This is a genomic window from Dulcicalothrix desertica PCC 7102 (assembly GCF_003991905.1).
Taxonomy (GTDB): domain Bacteria; phylum Cyanobacteriota; class Cyanobacteriia; order Cyanobacteriales; family Nostocaceae; genus Dulcicalothrix; species Dulcicalothrix desertica.
Genome location: NZ_RSCL01000003.1, coordinates 295725 through 312093, shown reverse-complemented (window position 1 = coordinate 312093; position 16369 = coordinate 295725). Strand labels below are relative to the sequence as shown.

Sequence of the window (16369 nt, the reverse complement as noted above, 5' to 3'; positions counted from 1 at the left end):
TTGTTGAAATTAATTGCGTGCTTACTGTGAAACGTACATTTATACATTGCAGGAATTTAGCAAGCTATAAAAGCAACTTTGTAGTAAAATGTCTCACCATCTAGTTTAAAAAGTATCGATATTAAGTATATGTATAGGATGGCGCCTTTTATGCGACGTTTTGGTCGAGCCAAATTAGTTATCAGTTTGTTTTGTTTATGTTTACTTTTAGCTGTGGGTAGTGCGTTCAGTCCGCAATTTACGACTCCTGTGTCAGCGAATGATAGTCGTATTACGATTGGTACGACGAATAAACCTCGAACTCTTGACCCAGCAGATGCTTATGAAACCGGGTCACTAGGTTTAATTTATAACATGAGTGATAGGCTTTATACGTATAAAGTTGGAAGTACAGAGATTGAACCACAGCTTGCAACAGCTTTACCCAAAATTAGCGCAGATGGTTTGACGTATACTATGCCTCTACGTCAGGGTGTTGTATTCCATGATGGTACACCGTTTAATGCCAAAGCTATGGCGTTTAGTTTAGAACGGTTTATTAAGAATGGAGGTAAACCAGCTTTTTTACTAGGGGATATTGTTGAATCTGCCACAGCTACAGGTGAGTATGAGTTAACTATTAAGTTAAAAAAACAATTTGCGGCTTTTCCTTCGTTGCTTGCTTTTGCCGGGGTATGTGCTGTTTCTCCTAAAGCTTATGAAATTGGTGAAGGTAAATTTACTCCGAATGTTTTTATTGGTACTGGTCCTTATAAATTAGTGAACTTTGCTACCGATAAAATCCAGTTTGATGTTTTTGATAGATATTGGGGCAAAAAGCCATTAAATCAAGGTGTAACAGTTCAAATATTGAGTAGTGGCGTCAATATATATAATGCGTTTCGGAAAAAATCGATTGACGTAGCTGGTATGTCTATGGATGCAGACCAAATTCGTAGCTTGCAAAAAAATGTTGAAAAAGGTGATTGGCAGGCAATTGCAAATAACGGTAGCGTTATATCATTTATGGCAGTCAACCGTAACCAAAAACCTCTCGATAACCCACTGGTAAGACAAGCAATAGCTGCAATGCTTGACCGTAGCATAGTGTTAGAGCGGGTATTATACGGGCAAGGACAAGCGCTATTTAGCATGGTTCCCAATACCTTTGATGTTTATAAACCCGTATTTAGAGAAGAGTATGGCGCCAATGGAAATGTAGAAAAAGCCCAAAAACTGCTCAAACAAGCTGGTTTTACAAGAGAAAACCCCGCAAAAGTAGAACTTTGGTACCGTTCTAATATTCCCACAACAGGATTAACGGCAGTAGTAATCAAAGCCATTGCGAATAAAACAATGGATGGTTTATTACAAATTCAAACGAACGGTATTGACTCAACCAGCTTTTATAAAAATGCACCTCAAGGAGTTTATCCGTTGAGTTTAGTTGAATGGTATCCAGACTTTCTCGACCCAGACAATTATGTACAACCATTCCTACAGTGTGAAAAAGGTACACCCGAAAAAGGTTGTGAAAAAGGCGGTAGTGTTTCTCAAGGTTCATTTTACTATAACGAAAACATGAACCAACTTATCGAAGCGCAACGCAAAGAACAAGACCCAGCAAAACGTAAACAAATATTCGCCCAAATTCAAGAAATCCTTGCCAAAGACGTACCATATATTCCCCTATGGCAAGAACAAGATTATTTGTTCGCCCAAAACGGAGTCAAAGGAGTCAAACAAGACGCAAGCCAATTATTAATTTACAGCGGAATTACAAAAAACTAATGTCACGTTCAAAAGCTCTTACATATTATGTGGTGACGCGGTTACTACTGGCGCCACTACAAATACTAACAATTGTCACAATGGTGTTTTTGTTACTGCGTGCAACACCTGGCGACCCTGTTGATGCTATTCTTGGTGGTCGGGCGCCTGATAGTGCCAAAGAAGCAATGCGGAAACAACTAGGATTAGATTTACCTTTGCCGTTGCAGTATCTCAACTACTTGGGGAACTTGATTTTCAAGTTGGACATGGGTAAATCTATATCAAGTCGCGGTAAAAGCGTCTGGGATATTATTGGTGAACACTTCCCCGCAACTGCTGAGTTAGCAGTATTTAGTATTATCGTGGCACTAGTAGTTGGTATTGCCGTTGGTACACTTTCTGCTTCACGTCCTGGTACCTCACTTGATATTGGTGGTAGATTATTTGGCATCATTACTTATGCGCTGCCAATGTTTTGGGCAGGGATGTTATTACAATTAATCTTTGCCGTTAGTTTTGATATACTACCCCTAGGAAGTCGCTTTCCCGTAACCTTAGAGGCGCCTGCAAAACTCACAGGTTTATATACTATAGATAGTTTGCTTCGTGGTAAATTTATTGAATTCTTTACAGCAATCAAATATTTGATACTACCAAGCTGTACCCTAGGAATACTATTAAGCGGCATCTTCGAGCGCATCGTTAGAGTCAACCTCAAACAAACCTTACAATCAGACTACGTAGAAGCCGCAAGAGCAAGAGGTATCCCCGAAAACAAAATCCTCTTCTCCCACGCACTAAAAAACGCCTTAATTCCAGTCATCACCGTTCTAGGCTTAACCTTCGCTTCCCTACTAGGTGGCGCCGTTCTCACCGAAGTCACATTCTCATGGCCCGGTCTAGCAAACCGCCTATTTGAAGCCATCAACGAACGCGACTACCCAACCGTACAAGGAATCATGGTATTCTTCGGCACCATAGTAGTAATGGCAAGCATCACCATCGACATCCTCAACGCCTACGTAGACCCCCGTATCCGCTACTAATAATTAACATACGTTGTTGTAGAGACGTTACATGTAACGTCTTTACATTTAATACACCTCGTCATGACTACCAATATCAATTAGTAGAATTTCTTCTTCTTCATTTTCTAAATTTTCTACAAACTTGAACACTATTCGACAGTCATAATCAACCGAACATGACCAAGAACCAGCTAATTTTCCTTTAAGCTTGTGGGTTTCCAACAGGGGTTCAAATGGGTCAGTCGCCAAAAGTGCGAGCCGTTCTCTAATTCTTTGTAGCAATTCCGGCTGTCTCTTTATCAACCGCTTAAATGCTCGGTTAAAGGAAGATGCAAAAACTAGGCTTTTCACTTGCTTAACTCATCGATTATTTGGTCAACTGTGCCACGAAACACTTTACCTGAGTCATATTCTGCCTGTGCCTCAGCAATATTAGATGCAATTTCATCGCGGCGCTTTTCTATTAATCTTCGCTTTACCACGTTAATTAATGTTTCTTGCTCTTCTGCTGATAAAGCTTCTACACTTTCTATCGCTTGTTCTAATCTAGAAGTCTGTGTCATTGGTATCATCACTTGCTATTTTTTACATTCTAATTCTATAAAAAAGTCAGAAACTTCGCATTGCACACCTACTTAGAGCATTTTATACTGTAATTAAGACATTAACAGTCACGCTCGTAATGTACAAAACAGAGTTATAACTCCCGGTTCGCCCATTTAAAATCAATTTAGAAAAAAGCCGAACAATTTTATAAGGGTTTGTCTTAATTTAATACTATTGTACGGCTATGCCAGAATTGATACGACTCAACTATTTCCTGCCTCAGCACGTGTACTCTACCTTTCCGCAATTTTATTGCCACATTTTTCGTTGTTTTTTGATATTTTTTTCTTAAAAAATAAAATCTTTACAAAATTTAAAAATTAAATACATTTGTTTTTATTCAATAAAATTAACAATAGTGGTTTGAGAAAATAAACTTTGATTAAATTTTTGCTCGTTTTCTTAATAGTGAGCTTTTACTGTAACTAAGGTTATTTTTGATAAAAAGTATAAATTATTGAGTATTTAGTACATATTTAATCAAAAATGGTTTTAAATAAACATTTTCAGCTTTTTACCATCAATATACTCCATAAATCTGTCTTTACGGATGAAAAAAGACTATTTTTCCTTACACCCTTACATCTCATTAATAAGTGTAGTTAAAAAGGTATTAATGAGAAAATGTAACTTTTCTTAAAATTTATTTTTAACTACTGTTTTTTATAACTTTACATTTATTTGGATTTGTTGACAAAAGTACAATAAGGCATGATTTTATTTCTGTAATAATTACACTGTGAAAAAAAATACACTGTTAAAAGTTTTTCACAGTAATTAAACTAATCAAATTTATACAGCTTCCTTATCAAGGAGGTTAATCATGAAGAAAGTCACTAGGCGTGAATTATTAAAGATTGCAGCGCTTGCGGGTGGTGGTATTTTGCTACCTATAGGAATTCAATATCGGGGATATGCTCAAAGAACTGATGAGCGAGTAGAACCTTTTACACTTGCCTTCCGTAAACCGCCAGTATTGAACCCTGTGCGTAGCGATTCTAACACTGACTACTATGAGATAGCAATGCAGATAGCTCAGGTAGAGATTTTACCAGGACGAAGAACTCAGATTTGGGGCTATAACGGTATCTTCCCTGGACCCACGATTAAACAACGTAAACATCGGCAATCTGTTGTCAGATTTATTAATAATCTTAGTATAAATACATCAGTTCATTTGCATGGAATGCCATCTCTACCCCAGTATGATGGCTACGCTGAAGATTTGATATCTCCGGGATTCTACAAAGATTATGTCTATCCCAACAGCGTTGCTTCTATTATGTGGTACCACGACCATGCTATTGGAAAGACTTCTTTCAATGCCTACATGGGTTTGGCTGGGATGTATATTGTTCAGGATGATGAGGAACTAAATTTGCCGCTCCCGTCCGGAGATTATGATATCCCTCTGATTATTCACGATAAGACATTCGCTGCTAATGGTTCACTAATTTTTGATGACCAAGCTCAACATAGTGTGATGGGGGAGGTAATTACAGTCAATGGTGTCCCTTGGCCTCGTATGGAAGTTGCTAACCGTAAGTACCGCTTTCGTGTGTTAAACACATCAATTTCTCGCTCTTACAAACTGGCTCTGAGTACAGGTAATGACATAACTGTCATTGGTACAGATGATGGGTTAATGCCTAGACCAATGAATACTAAAGATATGCGTCTTGGAATGGCAGAGCGATATGACTTGATTATTGACTTTTCCAAATACTCCATAGGTACTCAAGTAGAACTACAAAATCTAGGACTCCCCAATAACGATAATACTGGCAACACGAACAAGATTATGCGTTTTGATGTTGTGCGTTCTGAAGTTGATAACAGTTCTATTCCCAGCACATTACGTAATATTCAATTTCTTTCAGAATCAGACGCTGTAAGAACGCGCGAGTTTGTATTTGATCGGAGTAATCGAATGTGGCTTATCAACGATAAGGGATGGGATAAAAATAGAGTAGACGCTAACCCACAACTGGAAGAGGTGGAAATTTGGAGGCTACGAAACACTTCAGGATTATGGTTTCATCCAGTTCACGTTCACCTCATTGAGGGTCAAATTCTTGACCGTAATGGTCAGCCTCCTTTTGTTTACGAGCGTGGCTTGAAGGATGTCTTCTACGTTGGCGAAAACGAGACTGTGCGAATAATTGGCAAGTTTAAACCGAACATAGGCAAGTATATGTATCATTGCCATAATATGGTTCACGAAGACCACGATATGATGAGCCAGTTTGAAGTCGGACAAGGTGGTATAGACCCAATGTCGGCGCCACCAAAACCACTTCCGGCGCCACCGTTATAATGTCCACTACATTACGTTTAGAATGGCATTATTAAGTGTTGGTGCGTAACGCTTAGTTAACGTATGGTTAAGCCTAGTTTTACCTCTTAATTAAGTGTAAAATGAGTCTATGCGTGTATACTTTTTTATATAATTAGGCTTAACTCTTAACTCATGCTTGTACCTGGAACTGTTTTGGGTGGATGTTATAAAATCATTCGGCTTTTAGGTATTGGAGGATTTGGCGAAACTTATGAAGCAGAGGATTTAAAACGTTTCAACTGTTTGTGTGTTGTTAAAAGGCTTAGACCACAAATCAACTTTTCTGTTTTAGAGATAACAAGAAGATTGTTTGACCGTGAAGCTAGAACGCTTCGCGAATTGGGTGATGAACACGAGCAGATACCCCAATTATATGCTTATTTTGAAGAGAATCAAGAATTTTATTTAGTTCAAGAGTATATTGAAGGTGCTACTTTAACAGACATTCTTTTAGAAATAACGCTGTCGGAATTTGAAGTTATAGACTTGTTAAAGCAAGTTTTGAAAGTTTTAGATTTTATTCATAATCATAATAATCGGGTGATTCATCGTGATATTAAACCAGCAAATTTAATTAGACGCAGTAAAGATAATAAAATCGTTGTAATTGATTTTGGCGCCGTTAAAGAAAAATTTCAAGAAGCTTTAAATGACCTAAGCACGGTAGCTATTGGCACTCCTGACTACATGCCATTAGAACAACTCCAAAAAAGACCTTTGCCTTGTAGTGATATTTATGCTTTGGGTATTGTTGCCATTCAAGCTTTAACTGGTGTGCATCCCGGAAAATTAACGAGAAATATTGATGATAATATAAATGAATTGGTTAATACAAATGCTTCGACTGGATTGAAAAATGTTTTAAATAATATGGTTCGTACTCAGTCAAGCCAAAGATATGAATCTGCATTTGAAGTATTAAAAGCACTGAAAGAGCTTGAATCTAAACCGCAGCAAATTGATTATAATAATCAGTATAATCTTCAGCAACGATTAACGCAAATTCCTGATACCCAAATTTCACCTACAAAAGCAAACAAAAAGTTTTTAAAGTTTTTTAAATGCATTGTAGCTGGTTTCGCGATTGTAAGTTTATTTTCGATGTTATCAGTTTTCATAAATAATTCTCCTTTAGTTTGTATATTAAACAGCGTTCCAGAAGGTAACTTTAGCTATAGTGGCAGTACTACTTGGCAACTTTTTAGAGATGATGTAGAAAAAAGTATTGAAAATACTTGTCCTCAGTTTCAATTAAATTTTTCGCCTCGTCCGGGCAATGGCCCAGGTTCAGGATATGGAATTCAATTATTATTGAAAAAACAGGTTAATTTTGCCATTTCTTCTCGTAATGTTTCAGATGAAGAAAATAAACAAGCTCAAAGTCAGGGAGCGATGTTAGTAGAAGAACCTGTAGCAATTGATGGAATTGCTATTGGGGTGAATCAGAATTTACCAATTGATGCTTTAACCATTAATCAACTTCGTAATCTTCTTACAGGTAAAATTAATGATTGGAATCAATTAGGAGTGACAAACAGTTCAAAAATCAATAAAATAAACGTTTACGAAGGAAGCAATTCTAGTGTTAATGAAATATTAAAACTAAAGGTTTTGGGAGGTAATAAACTTCGTGAAGATGTTAATAAAATAGATAATGCTCCAGGTATTACTGAAGGAATGAGAAAGGTATTTCGTGATGAAAACGGTATTTTTCTAGTTTCGTCTGCACATTTAGCTCGCCAATGTCAAGGAAAAGCTTTAGCTATTGATACTGACTCTTCAAATTTAGTATCCCCCTATAAAAATCCACAAGTACCCTTGGCAAAATGTACACCTACAAATCGAAATAAACCGAATGTTACTGCATTTAAAAATGAGACATACCCGCTTACAAACCGACTTTTTGTCATTTATAATCAAAATAATCCGATTTCAAAGCAAGTGGGTACTGCCTACATTAAACTACTTAAAACGGCGCCACGTCGGAAATTGATTGAAGAGGCAGGTTTTGTTGCAATATAAAATACTAAGTATGGTGGGCAGTGCCCACCTACAATAGGGGATGATTTGCCAGGTGCTCAGAGAGTAGAGAATTCACGGTTGACACTTTTTAGGGAACCCGAAATATACTCGAAGTGTACCCCTAATCAATGATGTATGAACTGGATTCCGTTACGAGAACGAATTAATACATTACCCTTGGTTCTCGCTGGACCTATTCTACGACGAACTGACAACTATTCGGTGACTGTGTGGATTGCTTTAAAAGAAAGTCGCACGGTGACTTTAGTAATTTTAGATACTAATAAAAATGCTTTAATTACTGCTAGACAAAATACTACGCAAGTTGGCGATAATTTACATATTGTCGCGATTACTGCACAATCTAATTATTCCGTACTTCGAGATGGTGAAAATTATTTATATAATATAGCTTTTAATCCAGGTGAAAGTTTAAATACTCCTGGGATTTTAAATTCTGAAGGTTCTATTTTAGAAATTGCATATCCAGATGTACATTCTGAATATAATTTACCTTCTTTTGCACTTCCTCCTAATGATATAAATGATTTACGTATTGTTCATGGTTCTTGTCGCAAGCTGCACGGTGAGAGCTTGGATGCAATGGCTTCCTTGGATAAAATGATACGTGAAGCTTTAGCTATATCAGTAGAAAAGCGTCCACATCAGCTTTTTCTTACAGGTGACCAAATTTATGTAGATGATGTTGCCGATGCTTTGTTATTTATGCTTATGGATGCAGCAGAAACACTTTTAGGATGGTCAGAACCTTTACCAGGTGTGACAAATTTAGATGAGCTTAAACCTGGTCAACGTAATAATTTAGCTACAAATGTTGCTGGGTTAACAGCTAGTTTAGATAAATTGAATCGAATTACTGATATTGCTAAAAGCCATTTGTTTACATTTGGCGAATTTATGGCAATGTATTTGTTTGCTTGGAGTGATGTACTTTGGGTCAACGAAGAAGATTTTCCACAGTACCAGGATATTTACTCAATCGAAGCAACAAGTCAGGATAAACAAAAAGAATCAGATTTTGATAAAGAAGTTACTTATCTCAAGGAATTTATTTCAACTATTAAACAAGTACGACGTGCGTTAGCGAATATCCCTACATATATGATATTTGATGACCATGAAATTACTGACGACTGGAATTTGAATATGGCATGGTGCGACCGTGTTCTTTCTAAACCACTTGGGCGCCGTATCATTCAAAATGGTTTACTAGGATATAGCATTTGCCAAGCTTGGGGTAACACTCCATTGGAGTTTAGCAACGATAAACCTGGTGCAGCACTTCTTTCAGCATTACAAACTTGGTCGAAAAGTAAAGGTAATGACCCTGACTCCGAAACCGAAATTTCCAAACGACTTGGTTTACCCACTGTTACAGAAATTAGAAAAACTAACCCCAGGCGCCTGCCCTATTTCGATAATAGTATAAATTGGAATTACACAGTTACTGGCCCTGGTTACGAAGTCGTATTTCTCGACACCCGCACTTTAAGAGGTTTTCCTGGTGAAGACTTTGACTTTCCAGAACTTTTAAGCGACGAAGCTTTAGAAAAACAACTCCCCGAAATATCCGACGACAATAAAGTTACAATAGTTATCTCACCCAGTCCCGTTGTCGGTTTACCTTTTCTCGAAGGTATTCAAAAGTCAGCGAAAGCAGTTGCTGAAAAATTAGGTACTGCTGCTTGGGGGTTTGACCCAGAAGCGTGGGGACTACAAGCTTCTTCATTTGAAAAATTTATCGCACGTTTAGCACTACGAACATCAAGACAAAGTAGTCGCATCGTCATGCTTAGTGGTGATGTTCACTATAGTTTCTCCGCACGCTTACAATATTCAGCAAATCAACCATTCGAGTTTCCACTACCCGCAAACCCACAACTAGTTATAGCTCAGTTTACCAGTAGTTCATTGCGAAACGAGAAACGCGAACCAGGTGGAAGCTACTCGTTACACCTCAAAGGTTTTGTGCCATTCCAATTAATAGACTATCACCCCAAAGCTGAAATATTAGGATGGTCTAACCCAGAAGCGAAGAAGCAAGAAGTTGGAGTAGTATGTACATACGCTGATGCTTTTATGCAATGTCTACCTTTGCACATCGAAAAAAGTCCTGCACTAATTAATATAGTTGAAGAACGTAGCTGGTTTAGACTACCTGATATTACTAAAAAACCTGAATGGTGGTATCGTATAGATTTTTTGCCAGCACTCTTAGAGAATATTCATTATTCATCTAATCATAACTCACATAACACGCAATCAATTGTAGCTCCCTTACCTCGACAAGACCGTTTAAAACCATTAAACCAATATTTATCAATGGCAAAAAACCATCACGAGTATAAAGGACTATGGGGACATGGTAAAGAAGTTGTCGGTGTTAACAATCTTGCCGAAATCACCTTTGAATTCGATGATACCAAACAAATAGCTGTCCAAACGTTATGGTGGCGCCTGGAAAGTCACGAAAAAGGTAAACTTCTAGAACCGTTCCCATTAACTCGCTATGAAGTTTCATTAAGTTTTGATGACAAAGACTGTCCAATAACTGATGTGTTAAGGGAAGTTAGAATGAAAGGAAAATGAAACAACAATATTCGCTCACTTCGATATGGTACTGGAGTTTAAACAGTGTTGCCTTTATTGTTGCGACCTTTGGTACTATCCAAACAATTGTACCTATTCAACCAGCATCACCCGTTAAAACACCACCCCAACCTGTTAAAGAACCATTTAATTTATCTTTTGACCCATATAAATCAAATAAGTCAAAGAATCCTGACTTTCGACTCAGCTTACTTCCTCTTCCCAATGCTGAAACTCAAAAGTGTGACGTATTTACTTGTTTACCCCCTAACCCTTTCAATGATTTAAACACACCACAAGATAATTTAAATAATGAAGATTTACGAAAAGAAAATTATCGTTATATAAGTTCTGATATCAAATCCTATAAATTCGATAAACTAGAAAAATTAAATAAAATTAACAATCTTTATATACCAGTTATACCGAAAATACAACCTCAAAAAACTCTAACTATTTCTTCTGGAATATTTCAAGGTACATACGAACTTTATAGTCAATCATCTCATAAAACTAATACACCAGAAACAAAGCCAATTCAACAAATTTACATGACAGTAGGAGATGCTGTATACTTAGCATTAGCTCAAGGCGCCGATAAAAATGCTTACTTAGTAAATATTCAAACAAAACCAAGTAAATTAAAGCCAACATATAAATGGAATGATGTAAATAATATTAATCAATCTAAGCAATTAGATATAAAATTATCTTTAACGAAAGACACAGATAAAAAAATCGCACGTTTAAACGAACTCATTAACAGACAAGACTCAAGAAACGCATTGAACAGCAAAATTACAAACGTAGTTTTAACGTATAATAAATTACTCCAAGCGCAAGAAAAAGTTAAAATAGTTCAATTATCATTGAAAAATGCCGAAGAGTTAAAAAATACAAACTATCGCATTTCTTTATTAGCTGCCCAAAATGAAGTAAAAGCAAGAAGCTTAGAATTAGCATCTGTATTAGAAATAAATAATATAGAAATAACAGCAGGTGAAATTCCTGGGATTGAGCCAATATCTTTAGAATTCGAGAATTTACAAAAAATTGCCTTTACTTATCAGCCAAATTACTTGCGTAACCGTTTTAACTTTGAAATAAGTCAACTTCTAGATAAAAATAAAGAAATCAAAGCTGAGACACTTAAAAATACCACATTGCAATTAGATACGCACTTACAAAACAGTATAAACTATATTAATTCGATTTGGAAGCAAATACAAGGCGCCAGACAAGCCGTCAAACTATCAGAACAGCAACTCAATGTAGAACAAGAAAAGTTTAAACTCAGTAAAGCTTCTCAATCTGAATTAATTAATAGAATAAATGAACTAGCACAGGCACAGAATAATGAAGTTGAAATAAATATAAGATATTTAAACGCTTTGGCTAATTTAGACCAATTGTTAGGTACTACATTTAAGACCTGGGAAGTAAGTATACTGTAAATCATGTCATGCTGAGGAACGAAGCATCTCTATCACGTCATGCTGAGGAACGAAGCATCTCTATCACGTCATGCTGAGGAACGTTAACGCAGTTTTCACGTTATCCGGAGGATATCCCGAAGGGTAGGGTAGCATCTTAAAGATTTTAACTTTATTTAAAAGTAAAGCCCTAACCAGTTCTTAGTATATATATAATCTATGGAATCTACAAAAGAAGCGCGCTTAACTCGCGCAATAAACTCATTACAAGGATTATCAGTAGGAGATGCATTTGGAGAAAAATTCTTCGTGCATCCAGATGTGGCAGAAAACTTAATTAATTTACGCGCGTTGCCAAGTGGAGTATGGTATTATACAGACGATACACAAATGGCATTATCAATCGTTTCTATATTGCGACAATATCAAGAAATAAATCAAGACGCCCTAGCAAGAGACTTTGCAGAACGCTATGATACAGAACGCGGTTATGGCCCTGCAATGCATAAGTTACTCACACATATTCGTGATAATAATAAAAACTGGCGCCAGCTAGCTACAAGTTTATTTAATGGACAAGGTTCATACGGCAATGGTGCAGCAATGCGAGTGGCGCCATTGGGAGCATATTTTGCTGATAATATAGATTTATTAGTTGACCAAGCTATAAAAAGTGCAGAAATTACTCATGCACATCCCGAAGCTTCTTCTGGTGCAGTTGCAGTTGCAGTAGCTGCTGGTATTGCTTCTAATTCTAAAGTTACAAAACAACAGTTTCTGAACCAAGTAATTAGTTATATTCCTGAAAGCGAAGTAAAATCAAAAATTGAGCGTGCGAGTAATTTAAGTGAAAATATATCTATAGAAAATGCTGCGGCAATACTTGGTTCAGGTGCCAAAATTTCTGCACAAGATACTGTACCATTTGCATTATGGTGTGCAGCACAACATCTTGATAATTATACAGAGGCAATTTGGACAACCGTTAGGGGATTGGGTGATAGAGATACAACTTGTGCAATTGTTGGTGGAATTGTAGCATGTTCTGCGGGCGCCGAAAGTATACCTACCGAGTGGTTGCAAGCACGCGAAGCTTTGTCCCTTCCTGCTTACGATTAGCTTGCCCTGTTAATATAAGAACAAAACGCTCATTACTCTGACTTTATAAAAATGACTACTATTACACTGCAATTGACACCCGAATTAGAACAAAAGCTTCAAGAAAGTATCGCGCGTCAAGGCGCATTCAGTATTCGACAATTGCTAGCTGATGCATTGGCGCCTACAGTCGAAGCATTACTGGGTAAAAAAACTAACTATAATCAGCTTGAAAATGAAGACGAGTTAGAAGCTGATTTAGATAAATTTCTTGATGAGGTTGAACATCGTAATGGCTTGATACCGACACTTTCGGATTATGCTTTAAGTCGTGAGAGCATCTACGATAACTATCCCTAATTGTAATATAGTGGTTCGTGCAATAATTAATTAAAATGACGTTTATTTAATGAACCGCAAAGGACGCAAAGGGCGCAAAGGAAAGAAAGAAGAGAAAAATTCTTAACTTATTATATGAAAGTTCAATCTGTTCAACTAAAACGCTTCAAAAAGTTTCTCTCCTCACCAGAATTTGATTTTACTGACCCAGAAACTGGGTTGGCGAGAGATATGATTATTTTAGTGGGAATGAACGGTGCTGGAAAAACGAGTCTTTTACAAGCTATCGCTGCAACATTAGGTACTGCAACTGGACGGTTACAAAACATTTCTGATTTAGAGTGGACAGGGTTTAATTATGAACTGCTTAGTAGTAACTGGGGAAACTTTGAACCAGAAGTAACTGTAAAAGTACAGTTTTCTTCTCCCGAACTCCAAGCTATACATAATCTACAACATAAATTATTAGAATTGGGACGTAATATAGAGAGTGCTGCTAAAAATCATATTGTTACTCTCAAATGGCATGATGGAAAAGTGCAAGCAACAAGTAATGCTGAATTATTGCAATTTAGAGGACGAGAATACGCGAAACAACTTCGTCGTACTGAAGGGTTTGAAGTTTTTGAGCAGGTGGGTACAATTCTTTGGTACACAGAACAAAGAACTTCTACAAGTTTAACGACCGAAGACCCAGGACTAAAGCTAGAAATTACAGAAGACCTTTTACGTGACCGTTTGTCAAAATGGCGCCTGTTTCATCAAGATGTAGAAAATGCTAAAATTCACTCATCGCGTAATGGACGAAAGGATTTATACGCTGAAATTGAACGTACTTACAAAACGGTATTTCCAGAACGGAGTTTCTCTGGTCCAGTTTTACGAGAAAATCTAGATGATATTCTTAGCGAACCTTGGTTTTATTTACATGATAGTAAAAACCAGTATGAAATATCTGAGATGTCTGGAGGTGAACGTGCTATATTTCCGATGTTGATGGATTTTGCTAGCTGGAATATTCATAACTCAGTAATTTTAATCGATGAGATTGAATTACATCTACATCCACCGATGCAACAAGCTTTTTTACGCGCTTTGCCTAAACTAGGAAATAATAATCAGTTTATAATTACAACCCACTCTAATTATATTGAGCAATTAGTGCCAGAAGGTTATATTATACGGTTAGGGGTGTAGTTGTGAGCGTCGTTGGTGATAAAGTTATTTTTTGTGAAGGTAAGCAAACTAGTTTAGATTTTAGATTAATAAATAGAGTTCTTGAAAACCTTTCTATAAATAAACCTACTATAGTTCCTTCTGGCAGTAAATTCACATTCTCAGTTTTTGTTGAAGGCTATTTTTCAAGAAGTGAGACTATAAATAAAAAATATATAGTTTTTCGTGACCGTGATTTTGATGTCAAACCAACAGATAATATTCAACTAATTCCAATCGGTTCGATGTTACTTACTCACCGTGCTTGCGTCGAGAATTATTTATTAGACTCCAATTTAATCCATAATTATTGGGTCACAAGGTATATAGAAAAACAAAATAATCCTATTTCTAGATGGGGACATGGGGATTCCCCAGGAATTGCAGCTATTTCGACATGGATAGAACAAGCAGCAAAAAGTTTACAAGATTATCAAGTGGTAAGATGGGCGTTAGCTGATTTGATACAATTAAGTGCTTCCCGACAGCAACTAAGGACGACATGGACAGGTGGTAGTGGTAAACTTCCGTCCTTATTAACTTTACAACACTGTCAATCTGAAGCTTTGACACTAATTAACCAGTTCCAACAAGCTACTAGCATCGTGACACAAGATAGGTTTTTAGAAAGTATCGCTGCTTACCAGCAACACTTTTCTCAACCAAACTTTTGGTCTGATAGACAATATTTGATTTGGTTTCATGGCAAAGATATTCAAAAAGCCATGCAGCAACAGCAATCTCAATATATTTCTCTTAATCCTTTCTTTGATTGGGCACTTAACCAAATAAATGTAAATGAACATCCCGATTTGATTGAGTTACAAAATAGGATTGCTTTGTTGTAGGCGCTGATTATATAATGGTGTGTTACGGCGCCGGATTAGGATAACGGGTATGAACTGCGTCGATTTCTGCTAAAATTTCTGGAGTTAAGTTAATATCGACGCTTGCTAGATTTTCTTTTAGTTGTTTTAATGTGGTGGCGCCTATAATTGTACTGCTAACAAACCAGCGATTACTTACAAAGGCTAATGCTAAGTTGACGGGAGTTAAATTATACTTTTTAGCTATCTTTATATATTTGCTTACTGCCTCCTTGACATTTGGTTTGTTGTAACGCTGTCCAAACCCTTCAAATAAAGCAAGACGAGAATTTTCAGGTTTTTTATCTATATATTTACCCGATAGCATTCCAAAACCAAGTGGACTATACGCAAGCAAGCCAACATTTTCGCGGTAACATGCTTCTGCTAGTGCTGAATCAAACACTCGGTTGATAAGATTATAAGCGTTTTGTATGGAAACTACTTTAGGTAAATTAAGTTGTTTGGCTGCATGACTAAATTCGCATACTCCCCACGGTGTTTCGTTACTCAAACCTAAATAACGAATTTTACCTGCTTTAATGACTTCGGCAAAAACTTCTAACTGTTCTGCAATTGGAGTAGAGGCACGCTCTTGTTTATAATCAAAGACAGTTTGCCCGAATGTAGGTACATAACGGTCGGGCCAGTGGATTTGGTAAAGGTCAATGTAATCGGTTTGTAGTCTTTTGAGACTCGCTTCAATTGCCTCAGTGATATTTTTACGGTCTACACCAACATTACCATCGCGCACCCACTTAAAACGTCTTCCTCTTCCGACCATTTTTGTGGCAATAATTAGTTTGTCACGTTGTTGATTTTTTAACCACTCCCCAATGTAAGCTTCTGTTTTACTGTAAGTTTCTTTGCGTGGTGGAACTGGGTACATCTCAGCAGTATCAATAAAGTTTACACCTTGTGAAACTGCAAAATCTAACTGCTGATGTGCTTCTTCTAAAGTATTCTGTTGTCCAAAGGTCATTGTACCGAGGCAAATTTCAGAAACCTTCAGGTCGCTGTCACCCAGTTTATTATACTTCATAAGCGTTGTAGATAATCGAC

At 36.9% G+C, this 16369-nt stretch carries 13 protein-coding genes; 10 read left to right on the top strand and 3 right to left on the bottom strand.

The genetic code is table 11. The annotated features are described in order from the left end of the window. Positions 1 to 138: 138 nt before the first annotated feature. A complete protein-coding gene (locus DSM106972_RS08060) occupies positions 139 to 1770 on the top strand; it encodes an ABC transporter substrate-binding protein (RefSeq protein ID WP_127080206.1) in 1632 nt (543 codons plus the stop codon). Further along, positions 1770 to 2798 (top strand): ABC transporter permease, encoded by a 1029-nt coding sequence (locus DSM106972_RS08055; protein WP_127080205.1) that lies wholly within the window; start codon positions 1770 to 1772, stop codon positions 2796 to 2798. Before DSM106972_RS08060 ends, DSM106972_RS08055 begins: the two co-directional genes overlap by 1 nt. 48 nt (positions 2799 to 2846) lie before the next feature. Here the strand turns inward: DSM106972_RS08055 and DSM106972_RS08050 are convergent, their stop codons facing one another. Together DSM106972_RS08050 and DSM106972_RS08045 are read right to left on the bottom strand one after the other, a co-directional pair. Then, positions 2847 to 3131: a type II toxin-antitoxin system RelE/ParE family toxin gene (locus tag DSM106972_RS08050; protein WP_127080204.1), complete on the bottom strand. Its 285-nt coding sequence runs from the start codon at positions 3129 to 3131 to the stop codon at positions 2847 to 2849. Further along, positions 3128 to 3343, bottom strand: coding sequence for a hypothetical protein (locus DSM106972_RS08045; RefSeq protein WP_127080203.1), 216 nt, complete (start codon positions 3341 to 3343; stop codon positions 3128 to 3130). Before DSM106972_RS08045 ends, DSM106972_RS08050 begins: the two co-directional genes overlap by 4 nt. 866 nt (positions 3344 to 4209) lie before the next feature. Between DSM106972_RS08045 and DSM106972_RS08040 the strand changes: the two genes are divergently transcribed. From DSM106972_RS08040 to DSM106972_RS08005, 8 genes are all read left to right on the top strand, one after another. After that, a complete protein-coding gene (locus DSM106972_RS08040) occupies positions 4210 to 5703 on the top strand; it encodes a multicopper oxidase family protein (protein ID WP_127080202.1) in 1494 nt (497 codons plus the stop codon). A gap of 153 nt (positions 5704 to 5856) precedes the next feature. After that, positions 5857 to 7746: a serine/threonine-protein kinase gene (locus DSM106972_RS08035; protein ID WP_127080201.1), complete on the top strand. Its 1890-nt coding sequence runs from the start codon at positions 5857 to 5859 to the stop codon at positions 7744 to 7746. A gap of 135 nt (positions 7747 to 7881) precedes the next feature. After that, positions 7882 to 10356 (top strand): metallophosphoesterase family protein, encoded by a 2475-nt coding sequence (locus DSM106972_RS08030; RefSeq protein WP_127080200.1) that lies wholly within the window; start codon positions 7882 to 7884, stop codon positions 10354 to 10356. Beyond that, entirely contained in the window at positions 10353 to 11810 is a 1458-nt protein-coding gene (locus tag DSM106972_RS08025) for a TolC family protein (RefSeq protein ID WP_127080199.1), read from the top strand. The genes DSM106972_RS08030 and DSM106972_RS08025 overlap by 4 nt, the downstream gene beginning before the upstream one ends. A 198-nt stretch (positions 11811 to 12008) precedes the next feature. After that, positions 12009 to 12908, top strand: coding sequence for an ADP-ribosylglycohydrolase family protein (locus DSM106972_RS08020; RefSeq protein ID WP_127080198.1), 900 nt, complete (start codon positions 12009 to 12011; stop codon positions 12906 to 12908). Between the two features lie 51 nt (positions 12909 to 12959). Next, positions 12960 to 13247, top strand: a complete 288-nt coding sequence (locus tag DSM106972_RS08015; protein ID WP_127080197.1) for a hypothetical protein — start codon at positions 12960 to 12962, stop codon at positions 13245 to 13247. Positions 13248 to 13361: 114 nt separating this feature from the next. Further along, entirely contained in the window at positions 13362 to 14423 is a 1062-nt protein-coding gene (locus DSM106972_RS08010) for an AAA family ATPase (protein WP_127080196.1), read from the top strand. Positions 14424 to 14425: 2 nt separating this feature from the next. Continuing rightward, positions 14426 to 15289: a hypothetical protein gene (locus DSM106972_RS08005; RefSeq protein ID WP_127080195.1), complete on the top strand. Its 864-nt coding sequence runs from the start codon at positions 14426 to 14428 to the stop codon at positions 15287 to 15289. Positions 15290 to 15311: 22 nt separating this feature from the next. Here DSM106972_RS08005 and DSM106972_RS08000 read toward each other — a convergent pair whose 3' ends face one another. Then, positions 15312 to 16349: an aldo/keto reductase gene (locus DSM106972_RS08000; protein ID WP_127080415.1), complete on the bottom strand. Its 1038-nt coding sequence runs from the start codon at positions 16347 to 16349 to the stop codon at positions 15312 to 15314. Between the last annotated feature and the right edge of the window lie 20 nt (positions 16350 to 16369).

Coding starts and splice junctions, on each gene's coding strand:
- DSM106972_RS08035 (WP_127080201.1), top strand. CDS start 5,857: ATGCTTGTACCTGGAACTGTTTTGGGTGGATGTTATAAAATCATTCGG.
- DSM106972_RS08030 (WP_127080200.1), top strand. CDS start 7,882: ATGAACTGGATTCCGTTACGAGAACGAATTAATACATTACCCTTGGTT.
- DSM106972_RS08020 (WP_127080198.1), top strand. CDS start 12,009: ATGGAATCTACAAAAGAAGCGCGCTTAACTCGCGCAATAAACTCATTA.
- DSM106972_RS08045 (WP_127080203.1), bottom strand. CDS start 3,343: ATGACACAGACTTCTAGATTAGAACAAGCGATAGAAAGTGTAGAAGCT.
- DSM106972_RS08025 (WP_127080199.1), top strand. CDS start 10,353: ATGAAACAACAATATTCGCTCACTTCGATATGGTACTGGAGTTTAAAC.
- DSM106972_RS08015 (WP_127080197.1), top strand. CDS start 12,960: ATGACTACTATTACACTGCAATTGACACCCGAATTAGAACAAAAGCTT.
- DSM106972_RS08000 (WP_127080415.1), bottom strand. CDS start 16,349: ATGAAGTATAATAAACTGGGTGACAGCGACCTGAAGGTTTCTGAAATT.
- DSM106972_RS08060 (WP_127080206.1), top strand. CDS start 139: ATGGCGCCTTTTATGCGACGTTTTGGTCGAGCCAAATTAGTTATCAGT.
- DSM106972_RS08010 (WP_127080196.1), top strand. CDS start 13,362: ATGAAAGTTCAATCTGTTCAACTAAAACGCTTCAAAAAGTTTCTCTCC.
- DSM106972_RS08055 (WP_127080205.1), top strand. CDS start 1,770: ATGTCACGTTCAAAAGCTCTTACATATTATGTGGTGACGCGGTTACTA.
- DSM106972_RS08040 (WP_127080202.1), top strand. CDS start 4,210: ATGAAGAAAGTCACTAGGCGTGAATTATTAAAGATTGCAGCGCTTGCG.